The sequence below is a fragment of the Aquipseudomonas ullengensis genome (genome assembly GCF_014174475.1).
GTDB lineage: Bacteria > Pseudomonadota > Gammaproteobacteria > Pseudomonadales > Pseudomonadaceae > Aquipseudomonas > Aquipseudomonas ullengensis.
The window spans coordinates 171,689-193,199 of record NZ_JACJUD010000001.1 but is presented as its reverse complement, the minus strand read 5'-3'; the positions used below and the strand labels follow the sequence as shown (position 1 = coordinate 193,199).

Annotated in this window: 17 protein-coding genes; 16 read left to right on the top strand and 1 reads right to left on the bottom strand. The window is 62.4% G+C overall.

Going from position 1 to position 21,511, the window contains the following annotated elements:
* Positions 1 to 43 precede the first annotated feature (43 nt).
* Complete coding sequence (locus tag H3H51_RS00840; RefSeq protein ID WP_183087123.1) at positions 44 to 2,299, top strand: TonB-dependent receptor; 2,256 nt, start codon at positions 44 to 46, stop codon at positions 2,297 to 2,299.
* A 48-nt stretch (positions 2,300 to 2,347) separates the two neighbouring features.
* On the opposite strand, the gene pobA is transcribed toward H3H51_RS00840, so the two are convergent.
* Positions 2,348 to 3,535, bottom strand: coding sequence for a 4-hydroxybenzoate 3-monooxygenase (pobA, locus tag H3H51_RS00835; RefSeq protein ID WP_183087122.1), 1,188 nt, complete (start codon positions 3,533 to 3,535; stop codon positions 2,348 to 2,350).
* 141 nt (positions 3,536 to 3,676) lie between these two features.
* On the opposite strand from pobA, the gene H3H51_RS00830 reads away from it, so the two are divergent.
* The 15 genes from H3H51_RS00830 to H3H51_RS00760 all read left to right on the top strand — a co-directional run bounded on the left by H3H51_RS00830 (position 3,677) and on the right by H3H51_RS00760 (position 21,382).
* Positions 3,677 to 4,546, top strand: coding sequence for a helix-turn-helix domain-containing protein (locus H3H51_RS00830; RefSeq protein WP_183087121.1), 870 nt, complete (start codon positions 3,677 to 3,679; stop codon positions 4,544 to 4,546).
* Positions 4,547 to 4,768: 222 nt separating this feature from the next.
* Complete coding sequence (locus H3H51_RS00825; RefSeq protein WP_183087120.1) at positions 4,769 to 6,088, top strand: OmpP1/FadL family transporter; 1,320 nt, start codon at positions 4,769 to 4,771, stop codon at positions 6,086 to 6,088.
* 411 nt (positions 6,089 to 6,499) lie between these two features.
* Complete coding sequence (locus H3H51_RS00820) at positions 6,500 to 7,753, top strand: lipopolysaccharide biosynthesis protein (RefSeq protein WP_183087119.1); 1,254 nt, start codon at positions 6,500 to 6,502, stop codon at positions 7,751 to 7,753.
* A gap of 173 nt (positions 7,754 to 7,926) precedes the next feature.
* The gene (locus H3H51_RS00815) at positions 7,927 to 8,970 is read left to right on the top strand and encodes a GDP-mannose 4,6-dehydratase (RefSeq protein WP_183087118.1); all 1,044 of its coding nucleotides are present in this window, start codon (positions 7,927 to 7,929) and stop codon (positions 8,968 to 8,970) included.
* Positions 8,971 to 9,103: 133 nt separating this feature from the next.
* Positions 9,104 to 10,519: an exopolysaccharide biosynthesis polyprenyl glycosylphosphotransferase gene (locus H3H51_RS00810; RefSeq protein ID WP_183087117.1), complete on the top strand. Its 1,416-nt coding sequence runs from the start codon at positions 9,104 to 9,106 to the stop codon at positions 10,517 to 10,519.
* The gene (locus H3H51_RS00805) at positions 10,509 to 11,444 is read left to right on the top strand and encodes a glycosyltransferase family 2 protein (protein WP_183087116.1); all 936 of its coding nucleotides are present in this window, start codon (positions 10,509 to 10,511) and stop codon (positions 11,442 to 11,444) included. Before H3H51_RS00810 ends, H3H51_RS00805 begins: the two co-directional genes overlap by 11 nt.
* On the top strand, positions 11,441 to 12,271 hold the full coding sequence (locus tag H3H51_RS00800) for an NAD-dependent epimerase/dehydratase family protein (RefSeq protein ID WP_183087115.1): 831 nt from the start codon (positions 11,441 to 11,443) through the stop codon (positions 12,269 to 12,271). The genes H3H51_RS00805 and H3H51_RS00800 overlap by 4 nt, the downstream gene beginning before the upstream one ends.
* On the top strand, positions 12,268 to 13,227 hold the full coding sequence (locus H3H51_RS00795; protein ID WP_183087114.1) for a glycosyltransferase family 2 protein: 960 nt from the start codon (positions 12,268 to 12,270) through the stop codon (positions 13,225 to 13,227). Before H3H51_RS00800 ends, H3H51_RS00795 begins: the two co-directional genes overlap by 4 nt.
* Positions 13,217 to 14,680, top strand: coding sequence for an O-antigen ligase family protein (locus H3H51_RS00790; RefSeq protein ID WP_183087113.1), 1,464 nt, complete (start codon positions 13,217 to 13,219; stop codon positions 14,678 to 14,680). Before H3H51_RS00795 ends, H3H51_RS00790 begins: the two co-directional genes overlap by 11 nt.
* On the top strand, positions 14,677 to 15,933 hold the full coding sequence (locus tag H3H51_RS00785) for a glycosyltransferase family 4 protein (RefSeq protein WP_183087112.1): 1,257 nt from the start codon (positions 14,677 to 14,679) through the stop codon (positions 15,931 to 15,933). The genes H3H51_RS00790 and H3H51_RS00785 overlap by 4 nt, the downstream gene beginning before the upstream one ends.
* Before the next feature lie 196 nt (positions 15,934 to 16,129).
* Positions 16,130 to 17,248: an acyltransferase family protein gene (locus H3H51_RS00780; RefSeq protein ID WP_183087111.1), complete on the top strand. Its 1,119-nt coding sequence runs from the start codon at positions 16,130 to 16,132 to the stop codon at positions 17,246 to 17,248.
* 18 nt (positions 17,249 to 17,266) lie between these two features.
* Entirely contained in the window at positions 17,267 to 17,887 is a 621-nt protein-coding gene (locus H3H51_RS00775; protein WP_183087110.1) for a P-loop NTPase family protein, read from the top strand.
* A gap of 86 nt (positions 17,888 to 17,973) precedes the next feature.
* Positions 17,974 to 18,690 (top strand): polysaccharide biosynthesis/export family protein, encoded by a 717-nt coding sequence (locus H3H51_RS00770; RefSeq protein WP_183087109.1) that lies wholly within the window; start codon positions 17,974 to 17,976, stop codon positions 18,688 to 18,690.
* Entirely contained in the window at positions 18,690 to 19,868 is a 1,179-nt protein-coding gene (locus tag H3H51_RS00765; protein WP_183087108.1) for a glycoside hydrolase 5 family protein, read from the top strand. The genes H3H51_RS00770 and H3H51_RS00765 overlap by 1 nt, the downstream gene beginning before the upstream one ends.
* Positions 19,865 to 21,382 (top strand): GumC family protein, encoded by a 1,518-nt coding sequence (locus tag H3H51_RS00760; protein WP_183087107.1) that lies wholly within the window; start codon positions 19,865 to 19,867, stop codon positions 21,380 to 21,382. Before H3H51_RS00765 ends, H3H51_RS00760 begins: the two co-directional genes overlap by 4 nt.
* Positions 21,383 to 21,511: the final 129 nt, after the last annotated feature.

Below are 21,511 nucleotides of genomic sequence, written 5' to 3'. Positions count from 1 at the left end.
TGCGATTATACTCTTAGCTTGCTAATTAACTAGTTGGTACAGAATGCGCGTGTTCGATTATCGGGCGGGCAAGCCGTCCGCCAGCCTGGCAAGTATTGGCCGCTTTTCCGAGTGGTGCCCGACAGGATTGGGCGATGTCCCTGTCGCGAGGACGGGCGACGATGCTGCCCTGACGCCCTGTTCGGCCGGGCCGGGTGGCCGGGTGCTCAACCTGCTGCCGCTGCTACTGCTGGGCCTGGGCCATGCCTTGCCCGCACGCGCGGAAAGCGCCACGCCTGTGGGCAGCACTGAACTGCCGAGCCTGGTGGTCACCGCCACCTATGCGCCGGTGTCCAGCTTCGACCTGCCGTTTGCCATCGACAGCGTGCAGCAGCCGCAGCTCGGCAACGGCCAGTTGGGGGTAAACCTCTCCGAGGCGCTGCAGCGAGTGCCCGGCCTGGTGGTGCAGAACCGCCAGAACTACGCCCAGGACCTGCAGGTTTCCTCGCGCGGTTTCGGCGCGCGCTCGGCCTTTGGCATTCGCGGCCTGAAGCTGCTCAGCGACGGTATTCCGGCCAGCACCCCGGACGGCCAGGGGCAGGCGGCGACCCTCAATCTCGACGTTGCCGAGCGCATCGAGGTGCTGCGCGGCCCTGCCTCGACCATCTATGGCAGCAACGCCGGCGGGGTGATCCAGATGTTCTCGCGCGATGGTTATGGCGCGCCGAAAGTCGGTACAGAAACCAGCGTCGGCAGCGATGGCTTCAGCAAGCAGCATCTGTACAGCGAAGGCGGTAACGAGCAGGCCGGTTTCCTCGTCGATGCTTCGCGCATGGATACCGACGGCTATCGCGACCACAGCGCCGCCCGCCGTGATCAGACCTTCGCCAAGGTCAATTTCAAGCCCGATGCCGATAGCCGCATGGCGCTGATCTTCAGCAGCCTGGAGCAGAACGGCACCGAGGACCCGCTGGGCCAGACCTGGGACGCCTACCAGCATGACCCGCGCTCGGTGGCCGCGGCGGCCGAGACATACAACACGCGCAAGAGCATCGACCACCAGCAGCTAGGGATGAACTACGAGCGCTACATCGGCGACGCCACCTTGCAGGTCAACCTCTATGCCGGCCAGCGCAGCGTGGTGCAGTACCTGTCCATCCCGAAAACCGTGGTTTCCAACAGCCAGCGTGGCGGTGGCGTGGTGGACTTCGATCGCAGCTTCCACGGCGGCACCCTGCGCTGGATTCAGCCGCTGCAGGGCGTGCCCGGCAACCTGACGCTCACCAGCGGCCTCGATTATGACCAGAGCCGTGACGACCGCCATGGCTACCAGAACTTCAGCGGCGACCAGCTCGGCGTGAAGGGCGAACTGCGCCGTGACGAACAGGACACCGCCACCAGCCTCGACCCCTACCTGCAGGCGCGCTGGCAGCTGGCGGACTGGACCTTCGACGCCGGCGTGCGCTACAGCAGCATGGACATGGATGTCGACGACCACTACCTGGCCAACGGCGACTCCAGTGGCTCGAAGACCTACCGGCAGTTCACCCCGTCGCTGTCGGCCATGTACGCCTTCACCCCCAACCTGCATGGCTACGCCAGCGTCGGCAAAGGCTTCGAGACGCCGACCCAGGCCGAAATGGCCTACGCCCCCGGCGCGGCGGAAGGCTTCAACTTCGACCTCGATCCGGCGGCCAGCACCCAGTACGAAATCGGCCTGAAGGCGAAGGTGGGCGAGGGCACGCGCATCAACGCGGCGCTGTTCGAGATCCGTAGCGACGACGAGATCGTCGTGGCCAGCGCCACCGACGGGCGCACCAGTTACCAGAACGCCGGCAAGACCCTGCGCCGGGGTTTCGAGCTGGGCGTACAGAGCCGGCTCAGCGAGCGCTGGGAAGCCAGCCTGGCCTATACCCGCCTGGAGGCCACCTACAACGAAGACTTCGTTGCGGGCGGCAATACCATCGACAAGGGCAACCACCTGCCTGGCGTGCCGGGCAGCAGCCTGTTCGGCGAGCTGGTCTGGCAGCCGCGCGAGGACATCAGCATGGGGCTGGAGGGCCAGTACCGCAGCAAGGTCTACGTCGAGGATCGCAACGAGGCCAAGGCCGCGCCGAGCTATGCGGTGTTCAACTGGCGCACGCGTTTCGAGCAGAAAGCCGGCCCATGGACGTTCCATGAGCTAGTACGCCTGGACAACCTGCTGGACCGTCAGTACGTCGGCTCGGTGATCGTCGGCGACAGCAATGGCCGCTACTACGAGGCCGCGCCGGGACGTTCCTGGTATGTGGGGGCGGGGCTGGAATACCAATTCCAGTGAGATTGAAAGGCCGGTGCGCCTCCGTGGGCGCACCGGCAAGCAGGCCGATTAGTCTTCGATAGGCTCGTAGGGCAGCCCCACGTAGTTCTCGGCGATCGTGGTACGGCCGGCCTCGGAGCCAACGAAATAGTCCAGTTCGGTCTGCTGCATGCGCTGGCTGAAGGCGTCGGTGCCGGGGAATTTGTGCAGCATCGAGGTCATCCACCAGGAGAAGCGCTCGGCCTTCCAGACGCGCTTCAGGCACACCGTCGAGTAGCGTTCGAGCAGGTCCGTGCGGCCTTCGCGGTAGACCTTGAGGAGGATGCGGTACAGCGTGCTGACATCGCTGGCGGCCAGGTTGAGACCCTTGGCGCCGGTGGGCGGGACGATGTGCGCGGCGTCGCCAACCAGGAACAGGTGGCCGTACTGCATGGGCTCGACCACGTAGCTGCGCAGCGGCGCGATGCTTTTCTCGATCGACGGGCCGGTGATCAGGCGGGCGGCGTCGTCGGCCGGCAGGCGGCTTTTCAGTTCGTCCCAGAAGCGCTCATCGGACCAGTCCTCGACCTTCTCCTCGCTACCCACCTGCACGTAGTAACGGGTGCGGGTCGGTGAACGCATGCTGCACAGGGCGAAGCCGCGTTCGTGGTTGGCGTAGATCAGCTCTTCGTTGACCGGCGGGGTGTCGGCCAGCACGCCGAGCCAGCCGAATGGGTAAACCCGTTCGAACTCCTTGAGCACGCCCTGCGGGATCGACTGGCGCGACACGCCGTGGAAGCCGTCGCAGCCGGCGATGTGGTCGCAGTCCAGGCGCACGCTCTCGCCGTTGAGGGTGAAGGTAACGTGCGGTTTCTCGCCCTTCAGCTCGTGCAGCTGGGCGTCGGTGACGCCGTAGAGAGTCTTGGCACCGCTGGCCTGGCGGGCGGCCATCAGGTCGCGGGTGACCTCGGTCTGGCCGTAGATCATCACGGTCTTGCCGCCGGTCAGCCCGTGCAGGTCGATGCGTTCGCGGCGGCCGTCGAAGGCCAGCTCGAAGCCGTCGTGCACCAGGCCTTCCTTATCCATGCGTTCATGCACGCCGGCTTCGCGCAGCAGGTCGACCATGCCCTGTTCCAGCACGCCGGCGCGGATGCGGCTGAGCACGTAGTCGGGGGTCTGGCGTTCGATGATGATGGTGTCGATGCCGGCCTGGTGCAGCAACTGGCCGAGCAGCAGGCCAGAGGGGCCGGCGCCGATGATGGCGACTTGGGTCTTCATTGTTATTGTCCTTAGTGGGCCGTTGCGCGGGTGGCTCTGGTCCGGGCTTGGTGTGAAGTCGCCTGTATTTTTGGTGGATAGTCGATGGGGTTGAAGGCACTATCGGATTATCTTTCTGGACTTTTCGAGGGTCATGTCGCCATGCATAAAACACCCGCCAGCGCCGTGCCGGTGTTCAAGCTGTATGGCGAGACAGCGTCCTGGCCGACCCCGGACCTGATCCACTGCGAGTCGATCCCCGAGCGCAGCCGCCAGCACGACTGGGAGATCAAACCGCACCGTCATGGCGATCTGGTGCAGCTGTTGTATGTGCAGGGCGGCACGGCTGAGCTGGAAGTGGAGGGCGTGGTGCATCCCGTGCGGCAGGCCTCGCTGCAGGTGGTGCCGGCGCTCAGCGTGCACGGCTTCCGTTTTTCCCAGGACATCCAGGGCCTTGTGCTGAGCCTGGCGCTGCCGCTGGTGGAGCAGCTCGGAGCGGTACTCGACAGCCCGCCGCTGGCGCGTGCTGCCTGCTACCCGGTGGCGGGGCAGAAGCGCTACCTGGATGCGCTGTTCGACTCCATCGCCCAGGAATACAGCGAGCAGCAGCCGGGGCGCGAGCTGATGCTGCAGTCGCTGATCAGTGCGTTATTGGTGTGGGTCGGGCGCCGTTCGCTGGCCCTGGCGCATGCCGAGGCGCAGACGCCGGATCGCGGGCGCGAGCACCTGCAGCGCTTCACCCGCCTGCTCGAAGCGCGCTTTCGCGAGCATCGCCCGATCGAGTTTTACGCCGCCGAGCTGGGCATCAGCGCCGCGCACCTGAATGCCCTGTGCCGGCGCCTGGCCGGGCAGTCGGCGCTGCAGTTGATCAACCAGCGCCTGTTGCTGGAGGCCAAGCGCTGCCTGGTCTACACGGCGATGACGGTGAACCAGGTATCGGACAGCCTGGGCTTCTCCGAGCCGGCGTATTTCTCGCGCTTCTTCAAGCGCTGCAGCGGCCAGTCGCCCAAGGCGTTTCGCAGTCAGCGTTGAGTCGACCCGGGCCGAGTGAGGCGAACGCCTCGCCGCCGCTCTGCCATGCAGGTTGGCCGCTGGAAAATATTGACTAAGCTGTTGCTGGTTTAGTCCATTTACACCTGATGTGTGCCGTACTATCCGACGTCGGGCCACCCGGCCCAGCTCACAGGTTTCGTATCAACAGGCAGGCTTGTTCGAGTGCTGCCAAATGCAGAATTGGTTAAGGAAGCAGACCCTATGAGTGCCAAGCACTTGCGTTGCAATCTCAGCGCCCGCCATCAACTCTCCGCCCTGGCCCTCGGGGTTGTCGGGCTGCTGGGTACGGCCGGTCAGGCCTGGGCCGGCGGGATCATGATCTACGAGGCGGGCCAGGAGGGGACGGGCCTGGCCAACGCGGGTGCGGCGGTGCTGGCCACCGATCCGAGCATCCTGATGAACAACCCTGCCGGCATCAGCCAGCTCAAGGGCACCCAGGTCAACGTCAACGCCCAGGTGATCCTCGGCGACCTGCAGTTCTCCCGCGATGATGACAACACCTTCGGCGGCAACGAGGGCGGCAACTCGCTGGAGTACATCCCCGGCAGCAGTTTCTTCATCAGCCACCAACTGGAAGACCAGCGCACCAGCATCGGCTTTGGCATGTACGGCAACTTCGGCCTGGCGCTGGACTACGACGACGACTGGGCCGGGCGCTACTTCACCCAGGAGTCGGCAATCATGGGCGTGTCGTTCCAGCCGACCTTCGCCTACCAGGTCACGGACGACCTCTCGCTCGGCTTCGGCCCACGCCTGATGTATGGCTATTTCCGCACCGAAGTGGCGGTCAACAACAACGTGCTGGGCCTGGGCAACGCCGATGACGGTCAGCTGCGCTACAAGGACGAAGACTGGGGTGCCGGCGTCAACCTGGGCCTGCTCTACAACCTCAACGAGCGCACCAAGCTGGGCCTGGCCTACACCAGCAAGATCGATCTGGAATTCGAGGACAGCCCGGAGCTGAAGGACATCACCAACCCGCTGCTCAACCTGGCGCTGAACCGAGTGGGTATTGACCAGCTGCAGCTCGACATGAGCGTGCCGCAAACCGCCCTGGCCAGCCTGTCCTATCAGCTGGGCAGCCAGTGGACCTTGCTCGGTAGCGTGGGTTGGCAGGACTGGAGCGAGTTCGGCAAGATCGGCGTCGAGGTCGACACCAACGCCGCAGGCACCAGTACGGGCGTCGACCGCCAGTACAAGGACACCTGGCACGTTTCTGTCGGTGCGCAGAACCAGATCAGCCGCAAGCTGCGCTGGAACATGGGCGTGGGCTACGACAGCTCGGCGGTGGAGGATGACGACCGCACCGTGGACAACCCGATGAATGAAGCCTGGCGCCTGGCCACCGGCTTCAACTACGAGCTGGAAGAAGGGCTCGACCTGACCATGAGCTACACGCTGATCTGGCTGGGTGACATGGACGTGCAGCAAACCAAGAGCCGCTCCGGTGGCTCGGTCTCCGGTGAGTACGCCAACAGCGCCCTGCATGTGCTGGGTGGCGGGATGATCTGGCGGTTCTGACGGGGTGCCAGGGCTGACGCGTGTCGTCAGCCTGGGCAAGCGGTGCCGCCGCTCCGGGCTCCGTAACTATTACGGGCCAGCCAAAACCAACGCTAGGGCGGCCTTTGGCCCTGATGCCGGATGATTGGCCGCCATATTTGCGGCTCATGCATCGCTGCCCCGTTGTCCTGCTGGCATTCTGCCTTCTATGCTGTCGGCGAAGCGACGATGCGGCTGCACTTCGATATGGCAGGCGCTGGCGTGCGTGCCTTGCCAAGGAGCGGCGGCGTGGTTCTTCATTCGCAGGAACAGTGTCCATTAGTGACAAAATATGTCATTTCGCCATCATCAGGGGCAGGCTTGGTGCTGGGGGAATAGGCTAAAAATCCGACGCTGCCAAATTATTTTTGCTGATCTGCTGTTGGAGCTCTTATGGGGGTGTTGCGGCAATTACTTTCGTTGCGCGAAAGAGTGGGGGGCGCTGTTTTCGTTTTGTTGGGTCAGGGCGCGCAGAGTGTTGGAAGTTTTGTAACTGGGTTGATAATTGCGCGAGCAGCAGGGCAAGAAGAGTTGGGGCTTTTCGCGCTTGGGTATTCATTTTGTTTCTTGGTTATTTGTCTTGGCGACACATTGGTCGCAACGCCTTATACCTATTTCAGTTCTCATGAAGACAAACATCAGTCCGGCATTTTAAGGGCGGGACTGTTAGGTACTTTCCTGGTTGGGTTGTTGGTCTGCATTCTTATTGTTATTGCTGCTGCTCTTGGCGTTGAGAGTTTGCGCGGGTTGGTTTTCACTCTGCCTTTCGCGGTAATAGGTTTGGTGTTGCGTGAGTTTGTTAGGCGCCATTTGTATGTCGCTGGAAAATTGACGTCTGCGCTCCTGAAAGATCTGCTTTCTTGTGCGCTACAGCTTGTACTGGTTCTTCTACTGGCTGGCTTTAATGAGCTATCCGCCAATAGTGCCTTTGTCGCGATAGGCGTGGCGGCTTTGCTGCCTGTTTTGGTTTTTTTGGTTCGGGGGGTATTTGCTGGGCACGTGTCGACAGTCGCCGAGATGGCTGGATGGCTGATGCAGTTTTTTGGCTACGGCCGCTGGCTGGTACTCGGGACGGCGTGCCATGTCGCCAGCATTCAGCTCTACCCGTGGCTGGCTCTTGCGGGAGGTGGTGCCAGGAATGCTGGGGTGTTCGCGGTTTGTGTGGCGCTGACAAACTTGATGAATCCGCTGCTGGTTGGGCTGACCAATTACTTCAGACCGAAACTTATGGCGAGTTACCGAGAGGTCAGTTCGGCAGATTTTTTCAGGCAGATCTTGCGTGTTTCCATGCTGTTTCTCGTGCCAGCAGTTTTCTTTCTGCTGGTGGTGTCCGTTGAGGGCGATCGCTTACTTGTTTTTGTGTATGGCGAAACTTATCGCGAGGGTGCGAGTGCGCTTTTTTATATGGGTTTTGGAATGGTTGCAGTTGCTCTTTCTGCGCCATTGCAATTGGCTCTGCTGGCAGTAAGGGCGCCTGTAACAAACTTGATTTATCATGCGTCCGCTTTGTTTGCTCTTCTGTTTTTGAGTGCGATTTTCTGGCCTCACCTGACAACCACCCTGCTCGGCTCATTCTATGGTGGCGTGAATTTTGCTGCGCTGGCCGTGCTGTTTTTCCTGTTCTGGGGGCGGGTGGTTTCCCGCTAGCATAGCGAGCCATTTGAAGCTCAAGTGCTTATTTATGGCGTCAATTTATTGTTAGGGCGGGGTCGTGGTGGGGTGAGTTGCAGTATGCGATTAACCCACTGTTTTAATTAAATTCGAGTGCATCGCTCTGGGCTTGCGAAGTTACTTCGCGGTGCAGAGGGGAGGGGTTGTTTATGCGCAAGATCGTAATTACCGGTGGTGCCGGCTTCGCTGGCTCGCATATCGTCGATGAAGCTTGTCAGAAGTATCCGGATGCCCGTGTGGTGGTCCTCGACAAGATGACCTACGCGGGTGACGTGCGAAACATCTCCCACCACGTGTTCTCCAACCGAGCTCAGCTTCTGGTGGGCGACGTTGCCGATCTGGATCTGTGCCGGCGGGTGGTCAAGGGCGCCTGCCTGGTGATCCATGCCGCAGCGGAGAGCCACGTCGACAACTCCTTCGGCAACTCCCTGGAGTTCACCCGCACCAACGTGCTGGGTACCCATGCGCTGATCGAAGCCTGTCGCCAGGAGCGAGTGCCCAAAGTGGTGCATGTCAGCACCGATGAGGTGTATGGCGAAGTGATGAGCGGAGCGGCGGCGGAGGACGATGTACTACGTCCGACCAACCCGTATTCCTCGTCCAAGGCTGCCGCAGAAATGATTTTGCGCGGCTATATCCAGTCCTATCACGAGCCCATCGTGATCATCCGGGCGAACAACCTCTACGGCATTCGCCAGTTCCCGGAAAAGATCATTCCCCGCTTCATTTGTCACCTGCTCACCGGGCGGCGCTTGCCGCTGCATGGCAATGGCAGCAACCGCCGCCATTACCTGAGCACCCGTGATTTCGCGCGTGCTGTTCTGTTCGTTGCCGAGCAGGGTACGGTCGGTGAGACCTATAACATCGGTACCACCGAGGAATACACCAACCTAGAGATGGCCGAGCTGGTGTGCGAGCACTTCGGGCGCAGCGTCGATCAGTTGGTGGACTTCGTACCGGACAGGCCTTTCAACGACGCGCGCTATTCGATCTCCTGGAGCAAGCTCCAGAGCATGGGCTGGAAGCCCCAGCACAGCCTGCGCGAAGACCTCGGCATGCTGGTCGACTGGTATCGCGACAACCTGGATCGCTACACCGAACTCTTCGGCACCCCCGAGGTACAGGCCATTACCCAGACGCTGGCAATGCTTGCCGCCAATGGAAACGCGGCGGAACTGAAAGCCACCACGTGACTGCGGTGGCTGGGGTTCAGGTGCGAATGGTTTTCCAGGGATCGGAGTGACTCGGGAGATGACAACGATGGATCCGAGTGGGGCAATAGAGGTAGCCCGGCAGGAGCGAGTGCGGCGTTTGCCTGGTAGCGGCATGGCTCGCCCGAAAGGTGTGCGGCGCTTCGATGCGGCGGCCCTTTCCGGCGTAGAGCTGTTGTTGCTGCGGCTGGTGCATGCGCTCTGCAGTTTCCTGGCAGTCGCGGTGCTCTATGTCTATGCGCTTGCCGTACAGGCGGAAGCGGCGGCAGACCTGCAGCTGTGGGCGGTATTTCTCACCCTGTTTGCCGGTTTGATGCCGGTACGCGTCTACGGTGGTTTGTGCCAGCCGCATGTTGAGCGCGCCCTGAAAGCGGTGAGTTCACTGCTCAATGCGGGCGTGGCGATTGCCGTGCTGCAGGTGCTGGTGCTGCTGGCCGGGCAGCATGGGTTGCCGCCGCTGTTTCTGCTGGGGCTCTTCCTGCTGGTGGCTGTGATGTCGCTGGGCGGCCGTTTGCTGCTGGAGCGCCTGGTCCGCAGCTGGGATCATAAGACGCGTCTGGTCATTGTCGGCGCCGGCGAGCAGGGTGTGGCGATTGCCCAGCACATGGCGCTCAGCGAGCCGAATATCGAGGTCATCGGGTTTATCGAAGACCGCCAGTCGCGTATCGATCCTGCCAGTCTGCCTGTGCCACTGCTGGGTAACACCTCGCAGTTGGAAGAGTTGCCGCGCGATATCGATGGCGTGGTGATCGCGCTGCCGAACAGTGCTGGTGAGCGGGTCAACGAGCTGGCGTCTCTGCTGCGCGCGCGCCTGGGCAGTGTGTATCTGGCGCCGGAGGTGCCTGTGCTGCGCCACGCTTTTGCCGGTTGGCCGAAGCAGGGGCCGCACAAGATGATGCTGTTGGGCATGAACCGTCTGCCGGTCGAAGGGCGCTTGCTCAAGCGGCTTTTCGATATCGGCTTTTCGGCCTGTGCCTTGCTGGCGTTCCTGCCGTTCGGTTTGCTGATCGCCACCGCAATCAAACTCGAGTCGCCAGGGCCGGTACTGTTCCGGCAACAGCGCTATGGCCTGCGCAACCAGCTGTTCGGCATCTACAAGTTTCGTAGCATGAGCTTCGACCCCGATGGGGCGAACAAGGAGATTCGTCTTACTGCCCGAGGCGACAGCCGGGTCACTCGCGTCGGTGATTTTCTGCGGCGCAGCAGCCTCGATGAGTTCCCGCAGTTCCTCAATGTACTGCTGGGGCATATGTCGGTGGTCGGGCCGCGTCCGCATCCGCCTGGGGTGAAGGCTGGTGATCGGATCTACGAAGCGGTGGTGGTGGATTTCGTCGAGCGCTACAAGGTGCGCCCCGGCATAACCGGCTGGGCACAGGTCAACGGCCTGCGTGGCAACACTTTTACCGAAGAGCACCTGACCGAGCGCTTTTCCTACGATATCCAGTACATCCAGAACTGGTCTGTCGAGCTCGACCTGTGGATCGTCACCAAGACCGTGCTGGGCGGCTTCGGAGGCAAGAATGCCTTTTGATCCGATCGCACGGACCAGCGTGGTGATTCTCACCCTCGACGCCCAGCGCTACCTGCCGGCGCTGCTGGCAGCCATCGCCGCATTGCCGTGGGCACCGCAGCGGGTGTTGTTCATCGATTCCGCGTCGCGCGACCAGACTGTTGCCCTCGCGGCAGCGGCCGGGCATCAGGTGCATGGCATCGAACGCAGCGATTTCGGGCACGGCAAGACCCGTAACCTGGCGCTGCAGTTGTGTGCCGATAGCGAGTTTCTGGTCTACCTGACGCAGGACGCTTGTCCCCGTGGCGAGGATTGGCTGGCGCAACTGCTGCAACCTTTCGCCGACGAGCAGGTGGCGCTGGTCTATGGTCGGCAACTGCCACGTGCCGAGGCGACCTTGTCCGAGCGCTTCGCGCGCGAATTCAATTATTCGGCACAGCCCGATCGAACCACGCTGGCGGATTTGCCAGTGCGTGGGATCAAGGCTGTGTTCTGCTCCAACTCCTTCTCGGCTTACCGCCGGAGTGCGTTGGAGGCCGTTGGTGGATTTCCCGAAAAGCTGCCGCTGGGCGAGGACATGGCAGTAGCACTGCGCCTGCTTCAACACGGCTATGCCCGCTGCTATCAACCGCTGGCCATGGCGGTGCACAGCCATGACTACAGCGTGCTCCAGGAGCTCAAACGCTATTTCGATATCGGCACGCTGATGGCCATGGACGACGAGTTGCGTCGCGTGCGCCTGGCTGCTTCGGGCGAGGGCTTGCGTTTTGTTCGCGCCGAACTGGCCGTCGCCTGGCGGCAGAGCGCCCTGGCTGAAATATGCAGGATCGCGCTGCGTACGCTGGGCAAATACTTCGGTTTCGCCCTGGGGCAGCGCTACCAGCATCTGCCGATAAGTTGGCGGCGACGTTTGAGCATGCACGCGTTTTTCTGGAGTGAATCATGACGGTGGCGGTGGTCGGTGCCAGCAGTTTCATTGGCCGGGCGCTGCAGGCGCGGGCGGACACTGCGAGCTGGCGCTTTCTCGACTGGCGCACCGCCCTGGCCGAAGACGCCTGGTTGGATGGGGTCGACTGCCTGATCAATTGTGCTTTCGATCCTGTTCTCAAGCGCGAGCCCTACAGTGTGGCGCGTGATATCGACCTGCAACTGGCCGAGCGGCTGCGCGACTATCCACAGATCAATTACCTGATGCTCAGCTCGCGCATGGTCTATGGCCCCGCCGCCGCGGACGGTCGCCTGCATGAAGCACTGTCACCGCAGCCGATCAACCTCTATGGCGCGGCCAAGTGGCAGAGCGAGCAGGCGCTGCGAGGCCTGCTCGGCCCGCGCCTGACGGTGCTGCGCCTGAGTAATGTCTGTGGTTATGAGCTGGGTGGCGGGCGCCAGAGTTTCTTCGCCATGGCCTCGCGCAGCCTCAGCGAGCAAGGGCGCATCGTGCTGGATATGAGCCCCTTCATCGAACGTGATTTCCTGCCGGTGGAGTCTCTCGCTGCCTGGCTGCCCCGCATTGCTGCGGCGCCTCGGCCGGGCCTATTCAATCTGGGCGCCGGGCAGGGGACGGCGACCGGGCGTATCGCCCAATGGCTGATCCAGGGCTACGGCGAAGGCGAGTTGCTGGTCAGCAACCTGCGTGAGCACGACCCCTTCTGGCTGGACCTGTCCGCTACGGCTCAGGCATACGACATTCACGGCATCGAGGCCGCGCAGTTGCGTGATTATTGCCTAGCCCTGGGCCAGCGGTTACGCCTGGAAAAGGACGCCAGCCGATGACGTCCCTCTGTGTTTCCATCGTCAACTACAAGACGCCGCAATTGGTCATCGAGTGCATCGACTCGTTGAAGCGCTTCGCCCCCAGCCTTGCCGCGCTCGAGGTGGTGGTGGTCGACAACGCCTCGGGCGATGACAGCCTGGTGCGTATTGGTGCGGCTCACACCGATGTACGCCTGATCGACGCCGGTGCCAACCTGGGCTTCGCTGCCGGCAATAACCTGGCGCTACGCGAGTGCAGCAGCGATTACGTGTTGCTGCTCAACAGCGACGCATTGGTGGAGGCGGGCACGCTGGATGGCCTGCTGCGTGCCTTGCAGGACAATCCGCAGGTCGGCGCGGTCAGTGCGCGGGTAGTGAATGCCGACGATGGCGAGGATCAGGATTACCCCTGCCGCTTCCCGAGCCTGACGGAGATGGTACGTCGTGCGCTGCATGGCCCGCAGTACCCGGCGCAAGGCCAGCAGGCACCGGTGGCGATGGAGCGCCTGCATGGCGCCTGCATGATGCTGCGAGGTGCCTTGCTGCGTGATGTCGGCCTGCTCGATGACGGCTTCTTCATGTACGACGAGGACGTCGACTGGTGCGTGCGTATCCGCCAGCAAGGCTGGCAGTTGTGGCTGCTGCCTGAGGTGCGCGTGCTGCATCACGGTGGCAAGTCTTCCGGGCGTGCGCCGAGTGGCCAGCGTGCTACGCCGCAGTTGAGTGCCACGGCGTTGCGCATGCGTTACGAGTTGCGGCGCAGCCGCTATCGCTTGTACCGCAAGCACCGTGCGCTGTGGGAGGTGTGCCTGCTCAAGTTGCTCACCGACCTGGCGATGCTGGCGGCCAGCGTGCGGCCCGCTGTGCATTGCCTGTCGCCGCAGCGGCGCACCGCTTCGCTGGCAGTGCTGCGCTCAAACTTCCAGGTGATCGCCTTGAATCCATTTGGCCCGGAGGTGTCCGGGCATGGCGTTTAATTCGTTGTTGCAGCGCTCGGATGTCACGGGGCGTGGCGTACTGCTGGCGCTGCCGCTCGGTTTTCTGTTGGCATTGCTGACCACCCTCTATCCGCTGCCAGGCATGGCGCTGGGTGTGGGGCTGGGCGCGGCGCTGGCACTGAGCAAGCAGCCGCAACTGCTGATGGTGCCGTTTGTCATCAGCCTAGCCATTCCGATCCAGAAGACCTTTGCTGGCCTGCCGTTGAATGCCACTGACGGTTTGCTGGTGCTCTGGTGCCTGCTCTGGCCGTTCATGCTGCAGCGCGAGCAGGCGCCGCATCTGGGGCGGTGGCGCGTGCCACTGCTGGTGTGGGCCATCACGCCGTTCCTGATTGCCACCTGCCTGGCGCAGATCGGCTCGATTGCTCAGGGCAACAGCCTCAAGCAGATCCTGCGCATCGTCGAATGGTTCATGGTGCTGCCGGTGCTGCTGATGATCTTCCGTCCGCAGCCAGCGTTTTGGCGTTTCGCCGCCCTGACCATGCTACTGGTGCCGTGCCTGTTCGCCATCGATGGTCTCTACGAACTGGCCAGCAATGGCACGCGGCTGACCGGCATGCTGGGTATCCCGGTACCGATCCCCGAAGGTGACATGGCGCAGATCCGCCATACCTTTGATATCTCTGGCCGTGCCGGCAGTTCTTTTGGCGGTGCCCAGGGCCTGGCGATGTACCTGGTGATGAGTATGAGCGTGGCCATCGCGCACCTGTTCATCTCGCCGCGTCCGGGGCTGCGCCTGCTGGCGGGACTCTGCCTGCTGGTGTGTCTGGGCGGGCTGGCGGCGACCAAGTCGCGTGGCGGCCTGCTGGGCGCCCTGGCGCTGGTGCTGGTGATGCTGGTGGTGATCCGCCCCCGCCTGCTGCGCTGGCTGGTGATGCTGGGCGTGCTGGCGGCCCTGGCTGGGGTGTTGACCATTGCCATGTTGCCGAACTGGGATGGCACCATTGCCGACCTGGTGCCCGGTCGCCCGGAGGCGGTGCTCGACCGTCTGATCATCTGGGGTGTGGTCATCGATGTGTTCAAGGACAACCCGTTGTTCGGCGTCGGCTTGGGCAATTTCCGTGACGAGTTCTTTGCCCGCGGCGTAACCCTCAACGTTGATCTCGGCTATCCATCGCTACATGCCCATAACACTTATCTGGAAATTCTCGCTGATACCGGGCTGGTTGGCCTGCTCGGTTATCTGGCATTCCTGCTGACGGTGGCGCGGCACCTGGCCAGGCGCTGGCGCGAGCGCTGTGGTGACGACGCGGCGGTCTTCACCCTGGCGGCCATTGGCACCCTCGCGGCCTACATGGTGTTTGCCTCGGTGGACATGCTGCTGTTGCAGAACATGCATTTCCTGTTGGTGCTGTTGCTTGGCCTGGGTATCAGTGACGCCCGCGCCGACGCCGTTGGCCTCAAGGCGAGCGAGCCGGAGGTGCGGGCATGAGAATCCTGCTGCTGGTGGAGACCCTGACGATCGGCGGCCTGCCCAACTACGTGCTGGAGCTAGCCCGGGCCCTGGCTGAGCGCGGCGAAACCGTGGGCCTGGCCCATGGCGGTGGCGAGGTGCCGGAGTTTCTCGATTGCCGCGGCGTGGAGCTGCTAGCGCTGACCGCCAATGGTTTCCAACAGCCCTACGAGTTGCTGGGCGCCGTGCAGATATTGCGTGACTGGCAGCCAGACCTGCTGCACCTGCATCTGTGTAGCGTATTGCCCCTGTTGCAGGCCCTGCCGAGCCTGGGCGTGCCGCTGCTGCGTTCTTTTCACGACTACACCTCGATGTGCCTGCGCCGTGGCCGCCGGCGATTTCCCGGGGATCGCTGCACCCGCCCGCTGGGGTGGAGCTGTGCACTGCAAGGCTGCCTGATTGGCGCGCCGCGCCCAGGTGGACGCTTGCCGGGTTTGCAGGACTTGCCCGCCAAGCTGGCGGAGCGTGCCGTTTACCAAGAATTTTCGGCGTCGGTGGTGGGCAGCCAGCACATGCGTCGGGTGCTGCTGTTGAATGGCTTCGCCGAGCCGGACGTCAACGTGGTGCCCTATTTCAGTCGCTTCGACCAGCAGGCATTGGGGCGCACGTCGCTGGGGGCGCCGAAGGCACCGGGGCTGCCCGGACATGAGCGTCCCCTGCGCCTGCTGTTCACTGGCCAGGCGGTAAAAGGCAAGGGCCTGGAGGTGCTGGTCAAGGCGCTTGCCCAGCTGCGTGGCGCCTGGCACTTCACCGCGATTTCCTCCGGGCCACGGTTGTCGGTAGCCAAGGCACTGGCCGAGCGTCATGGCATTGCCGAGCGCATCGAATTCATCGAGTGGCTGCCCCAGGAACAGCTTGCCGACTATTACCGCCGTGCCGATCTGTTCGTACTGCCCTCGGTCTGGGATGACCCGGGTCCGCTGGTGGGCATCGAGGCCATGTCGTTCGAAACCCCGGTGCTGGCGTTCCCCGTGGGCGGGATTCCCGATTACGTACTGGACGGGCGCACCGGTTACCTGACCGCCAGTGTTTCTGTCGCAGGCATGGCGGCTGGCTTGCAGCGTGCGCTCGATCAGGCCGAGTCATTAGCCGCCCTGGGGCAGGCAGCCCGTGCCCTGGTGGCCGAGCGTCATACCCGGGGTGGCCATATCGATACCTTGCAACAGCTCTACCGACGCGTTACCCCGCAGCACACCCAGCCAGGTCTGATGGCCAAGGAGTTGCTCTCATGATGCGTCGAGGTGCAAGGAAACTGCAGTCCAGCTTTGGGCGCGTCGGTTCGCGGTTGTTCTGCAGCCAGGTCGTCCAACTGAGCGGCGCGTGCCGTTTCTGGGACTGCCCGAGCGGGATGTGTCGCGCTATCAGTTTCAGTGAAATTTCCATCAACACCGTTAAAAGGGAGGCGCAGCTTTTGCTGCTGGCACGCACATGACAGCGATTTTGCGCGAATTCGTCGGTATCTACAGTCGGGCCCTGGCCACCCCCGTGGTGCACAAGGGCGAATTGCTCAGCGTGCAGCGCCTGCGTGGGCTGGCGGTGCTGATGGTGCTGGTGTTCCACGTCGAGGACATCGCCCGCAAGCTGCCGGGCTGGGAGCACGTGCACACCACCTATTCGGCTCTGGTCGGGTATTCGGCGCCGGATCTGTTTTTTGTGATCAGCGGCTTCATCATGTCGTACATCACCTTTACCACGCGCTTTGAACCGCGGCGCTGGCTGCTCAGCCGGTTCTTCCGGATTTTCCCGATGTACGTGTTCTTCACCAGCCTGGTGCTGGGGCTGTGGCTGTACAACCCGGCCATGACCATGGGCTCAGGGGTGCATGACTGGGGCTCGATCGCGCGTTCGCTGCTGATGCTGCCGCAGGCCGGGTTGCCGTTGCTGTTCGTCGGTTGGACGGTCGAGCATGAACTGGTGTTCTACGCCACGGTGTTCCTGGTTGCTCGTTTTCTACCGGTGCAATGGCTGTACGGTGTGATGCTGACCCTGAGCGTGCTGGCCCTGGGCAAGTGGCTCCTGCAACAGCATGCCGGCATACAGTTCTGGGACTTCCACATCCTCTCGCTGTACATGATTCAGTTCACCATCGGTGCGTTCATCTACCGCTTCTGGACCCAGGCTCAAGTGCTTGGCTGGAAGCTGCCGCTGCTGCTGTGCGCCATGTTCCTTGGGCTCGGCATGCGCTACGCCGAGTCGGGCCTGATCAATGAGGAGCTGCCTGCCCGAGTCCTGTCGTTTGGCTTTGCCTACGGCATGCTATTGCTGGCCTTGCTCAACCTCGAGAAGAGCCAGCGCGATGCCGGGCGCCAGTGGAAGAGGCGCGACTGGATGGTGCAGTTCGGTGATGCGTCGTACTCGACCTACCTCAGCCACCCCTTCGTACTCGCCCTGTTCGGCAAGCTCTATCCGCATTTGCACCTGTCTGACGGGCTGGCCTGGGTCGCAATAATCCTGTGTGGACTGACCATCGTCGCAGTCGGGATGCTGACCCATATTTTGCTCGAGAAACCGGTCATCGAAATTGGTAAGCGCCTTTCCAAGGCGTAGGGAATCAGGAAATCGTCTATGAACGCAGTCAATCCACAGGCACCTCTGCATCTGCTCGGTGAAGACCGCCGTCTGTCGCTGCCGATGCAGGAACTGATGGCGCGGGTTTTGCGAGAAGCCCGTGAGCGTCAACTCAATCAACTGATGATCGTCGGTGTGGCGCGCAAGGTCGGCACCAGCTTCATCGCCGAGCAGGCCGCGGAAGAGCTGGCAGCAGCCTTCGGCCAGATCCTGGTGGTCGAGGTCAGTGCCGGTGCTGGCGACGGCGAGGTGCTCGATGGCGATCTGGAGCGTCTCTGCGTGCCGGGGCATGCGGTGGCCAAGGTAAACCTGTCGCTGAACACCTGCCTGCACCTGTTTGGGATCGGTAACGACGAGACCCAGGCGATGTTCGCGCACCTGCACGAGCGCTTCGCGCTGGTGCTGTGGGACATGCCGCCGCCGACCCTGTCGCCGGTGTCGATGATCGCCGCCAGCTGCATGGATGGTGTGGTGCTGGTGGCCGAAGCCAACAAGACGCGCCGACAAGTCGCCCAGTACGTGGCCAATCGTCTGGAAGAAAGCGGCGGCAAACTGCTGGGGCTGGTACTCAACCGGACCTTGAACTTCATCCCGGAATGGCTCTACCGCTGGCTGTGAGCCCGCGCGGACAACAACACATGGTTTTCTTGGCGAGAGGATATTCGCGTATGCGGGCAAAGGGTTGGGTGCGAGGTGCAGCGCTGTTGGGCGCTCTGCTGCTGGGGGGATGCACGTCGATCAAGGTCGATCACATGCCGGGCCCCGATGGGTTGCCGCTGATGGATGGCGACGGCGTGGTACCTGAGCTGGAGTACCGCATTCGTCCGGGTGATGACCTGGACATCAAGTTCTTCTACACCCAGGAACTCAACGACCAGGTGAAGGTGCGCCCGGACGGTTACATCAGCATGCAGCTGATCGACGAAATCAAGGTGGCCGGCCTGACACCCAAGGCGGTCGATGACCTGCTCACGCAGAAATATGCGGCACACCTCAAGGATCCGTCGATCTCGGTGATCGTGCGCTCATTCAAGGGATTCCGCGCCTACGTCGGCGGTGAAGTAGCGGTGCCGCAGGTCATTCCGCTGGATGGCGGCATGTCGGTAATGCAGGCGATCTACCGTGCCGGTGGCACGCTGCCGACGGCCAGCATGGAGTCCATCGTGCTGATCCGCAAAGGCAAGAACGGCGAGCCGATGCCTTACCACCTGGACCTGAGTGACAAGGCTATCGCTGCCGGTCGTCCGGATACTCAGGTAGCGCTCACCCCATCAGACATTATCTATATCCCGCGTTCGCCGATCGCCAACGGTAACCGCTGGGTGCAGCAGTACATTACCGATCTGGTGCTGTTCAAAGGTGTACAACTCGGCTTCGGGGTCAACTACATCATTGAAGAGAATGACGACGGAGACAATTGATGAGTGCGTGTTTCTCGCTCCATCTACAGCGCGGTTTGCTGCGCGGGCTGGTGTTGCTTTGCCTGCTGCTGAGCGTGCCGCTGGTACGGGCTGAGCCTCTCTCCCTGGGGATCAACTCCATGTGGGGGCCGGGCGATGAAGCCAGCCTGCGTAAGCGCTTCAAGCAGGCCAAGGCGGTTGGCGTGAACCAGGTGCGCCTGGACTGGGAGTGGCGCCAGGTCGAGTCGACGCGCGGCACCTATAACTGGCAGTCGCTCGATACGCTGGTGCGGGTGGCCAAGGCGGAGAAGATCGAACTGCTGCCGATCGTCCACTACGCGCCGAAGTGGGCGCTGCGTACCGAGTCAAAACCCGACGAGGTCTATGAAATGGCGCCGGCGGATGAGGCGTTTGCCGACTACGCGCGCTTTCTCAAGGCGTCCATCCAGCGCTATGGCCCGGGAGGTGATGCCCAGGTACCGTTCACGCCGATTGTCTACTGGCAGGTGTGGAACGAGCCGAACATCAAGAACTTCTGGGGGCCGAAACCCGATGCGGCCGCCTTCGTCAAACTGATGCGCGTGGTGCAGCAGGAGACTGCCGGGCTACGGGACAAGGTCAAGCTGGTGCATGCCGGTTTGTCCAAGCCCGACCTGATCTTCTTCTGGCAACTATGGGAGGCAGACCCGCAGTACGGCGAAACCTTCGACATCATGGCTGTGCATCCCTATCTCTTCGATTGGTGGGATGGCATACGCGACCCCGATGAGATGGATGGCGACGATGGCGACTACGCTGCCCTTGGCGTGGTGGGGAGTCACGACGATCCAGGCTATATGGGCAAAGTGTTCAACCTGCAACTGATGATGAACCTCAAGGGCTATGCCGATAAGCCGATCTGGGTCACGGAGATGGGCTACTTCGTCGCCGATCACCGTTTGGGGGTGACCGACAAGGAGCAGGCCCAGCGCCTCACTGCCACCCTCGACTTCATTCAGCAGCAGTTGGGCAGTGCACCTTATGGTAAAGGTGTGCGTGGCGATCTCGCCGCCAACGTGCAACGCATCTACTGGTTCTCCCTTGAGGACTATCCCTCGCCTGACGGTATTGGCACCTTCGGGTTGTACCGCGCCGACGGTAGCAAGCGGCCCGCCGCTGATGTATTTCGCAATAAAGCCAAGCAGGTGAACGCTCAATGACCATCCGCGACATTCTCAATATCCTGTTCAAGCGCAAACTCGTGGTTGGCTGCTTCTTCCTGGCCGCCGTCGTGGGTGGCTATGCCGGCCTCAAGCTGGTGTCGCCGACCTACGAATCCACCGCGCGCCTGCTGGTGCGTATCGGCCAGGAAGACATCTACATGCCGGCGCTGCCCTCCAGCCAGTTCCGCACGCCGATGATGTCGGTGGTTCGCGAGGAGCAGCTGCACTCCGAGTCGAGCATTCTCACCAGCGTCGATCTGGCGCAGAAAGTAGTCGCGGAAGCGACGCCGCAGCGCCTGTTCCCAGGGATCGACATCAACCATCCGTGGTACGCCCCCAAAGGCTGGGTGCAGATGGCGAAAAGTGTGTACACAGGCCTTGAGGACTACTTTTTTCCGTTGTCATCGGATCGCACGCTGGAAGCGCAGGCCATCAACCGCTTCCTCAAGGATCTCGATGCCGAGGCGATCAAGAGCTCGAACATCATCGAGGTTTCCCTGCGCAGCAAGGTGCCCGAGTCTGCTGCCCTGGGCGTCAACACCCTGGTCCGGCAATACCTCAGCGAGCGGGTACGCATCTACCAGCGCGAGCAGGCGGGCTTCTTCACCGATCAACTGAGCCAGCTCGATACGCAGTTGGCTGCCACCGAGAAGGCCGTGGACACCTTCCGTTCGGAGAAGCAGATCGTCGATGTGGACAAGCAGCGTAGCCAGCAGATGGAGCGCCTGGGTGATATCCGCAAGAATATCGACGGGCTGCAGGTCTCGGTCGGTCAGGCCGACCGGCAGAACCAGGTGCTCAGGCAGCAGCTCGCGTCGGTGCCGGCTACGGCTCAGTTGTCCGGCGCCGAGTCGGCCAACAACTTCTCCATCAGCGAGATGAACAAGCAGCTTGCCGACCTGCAACGCAAGGAGGCCGATATCGTCGAGCGCTTCTCGCCTACCGACCCCCGCCTGCGTTCGGTGCGCGAGGAAATGGCGGTGGTCCAGCGCATGCTGAAGAGCCAGGAGACCCAGCGCTATTCCTCCTCCGAGAAAGGCATCAACCCGCTGCATGCGCGCCTGCGTGACGACCTGCTGCAAAGCGATGCCCTGCTTGCCGGGACGCGCCAGGCCCTGGAAAACTGGACGCAACTGGAGCGCGAGACGCTGGCGCGGCTGAATGACCTCAACTCCCACGAGGCCGAGTACAAGCGGCTGGTTCAGCAGCTCGATGTACTGCGCGACTCACGCCAGCTGTATCTGGAGAAAACCGAGGAAACCCGTTACCTCTCGGCCCAGGCAGCGGCCAAGATCGGCAACGTCTCGGTGGTCAACTGGGGGGCGGTGAACAATCGCCCGGTCAGCCCGAAGCTCTGGCTGGTGCTGATCGGTGTGCTGGTGGTGGGACTGTTCGGTGGTATCGGCTTGGCGTTCGTCGTCGAGTTGCTCGACGATAGCCTGAAGTCGGATTCGGACGTCCGGCGTTATCTGAAGCTGCCGGTCATCGCCAAGGTGCCCGAGCTGGCGTAAGTCACGGGCGCTTTATCCGGGGCCCCGGAACCAGTTGGTTCACGGGGCCTTTTGTTGTGTGGCATTTACCATCTGATGCCGGCAGAGCGGCGTGCAGCTTGCAATGCCCCTAAGCCGCATCGTGCATTC

Bases quoted from the DNA above. Each gene is read 5' to 3' on its own strand.
- H3H51_RS00840 (WP_183087123.1), top strand. From the start codon at position 44: ATGCGCGTGTTCGATTATCGGGCGGGCAAGCCGTCCGCCAGCCTGGCA.
- pobA (WP_183087122.1), bottom strand. From the start codon at position 3,535: ATGAAGACCCAAGTCGCCATCATCGGCGCCGGCCCCTCTGGCCTGCTG.
- H3H51_RS00830 (WP_183087121.1), top strand. From the start codon at position 3,677: ATGCATAAAACACCCGCCAGCGCCGTGCCGGTGTTCAAGCTGTATGGC.
- H3H51_RS00825 (WP_183087120.1), top strand. From the start codon at position 4,769: ATGAGTGCCAAGCACTTGCGTTGCAATCTCAGCGCCCGCCATCAACTC.
- H3H51_RS00820 (WP_183087119.1), top strand. From the start codon at position 6,500: ATGGGGGTGTTGCGGCAATTACTTTCGTTGCGCGAAAGAGTGGGGGGC.
- H3H51_RS00815 (WP_183087118.1), top strand. From the start codon at position 7,927: ATGCGCAAGATCGTAATTACCGGTGGTGCCGGCTTCGCTGGCTCGCAT.
- H3H51_RS00810 (WP_183087117.1), top strand. From the start codon at position 9,104: ATGGCTCGCCCGAAAGGTGTGCGGCGCTTCGATGCGGCGGCCCTTTCC.
- H3H51_RS00805 (WP_183087116.1), top strand. From the start codon at position 10,509: ATGCCTTTTGATCCGATCGCACGGACCAGCGTGGTGATTCTCACCCTC.
- H3H51_RS00800 (WP_183087115.1), top strand. From the start codon at position 11,441: ATGACGGTGGCGGTGGTCGGTGCCAGCAGTTTCATTGGCCGGGCGCTG.
- H3H51_RS00795 (WP_183087114.1), top strand. From the start codon at position 12,268: ATGACGTCCCTCTGTGTTTCCATCGTCAACTACAAGACGCCGCAATTG.
- H3H51_RS00790 (WP_183087113.1), top strand. From the start codon at position 13,217: ATGGCGTTTAATTCGTTGTTGCAGCGCTCGGATGTCACGGGGCGTGGC.
- H3H51_RS00785 (WP_183087112.1), top strand. From the start codon at position 14,677: ATGAGAATCCTGCTGCTGGTGGAGACCCTGACGATCGGCGGCCTGCCC.
- H3H51_RS00780 (WP_183087111.1), top strand. From the start codon at position 16,130: ATGACAGCGATTTTGCGCGAATTCGTCGGTATCTACAGTCGGGCCCTG.
- H3H51_RS00775 (WP_183087110.1), top strand. From the start codon at position 17,267: ATGAACGCAGTCAATCCACAGGCACCTCTGCATCTGCTCGGTGAAGAC.
- H3H51_RS00765 (WP_183087108.1), top strand. From the start codon at position 18,690: ATGAGTGCGTGTTTCTCGCTCCATCTACAGCGCGGTTTGCTGCGCGGG.
- H3H51_RS00760 (WP_183087107.1), top strand. From the start codon at position 19,865: ATGACCATCCGCGACATTCTCAATATCCTGTTCAAGCGCAAACTCGTG.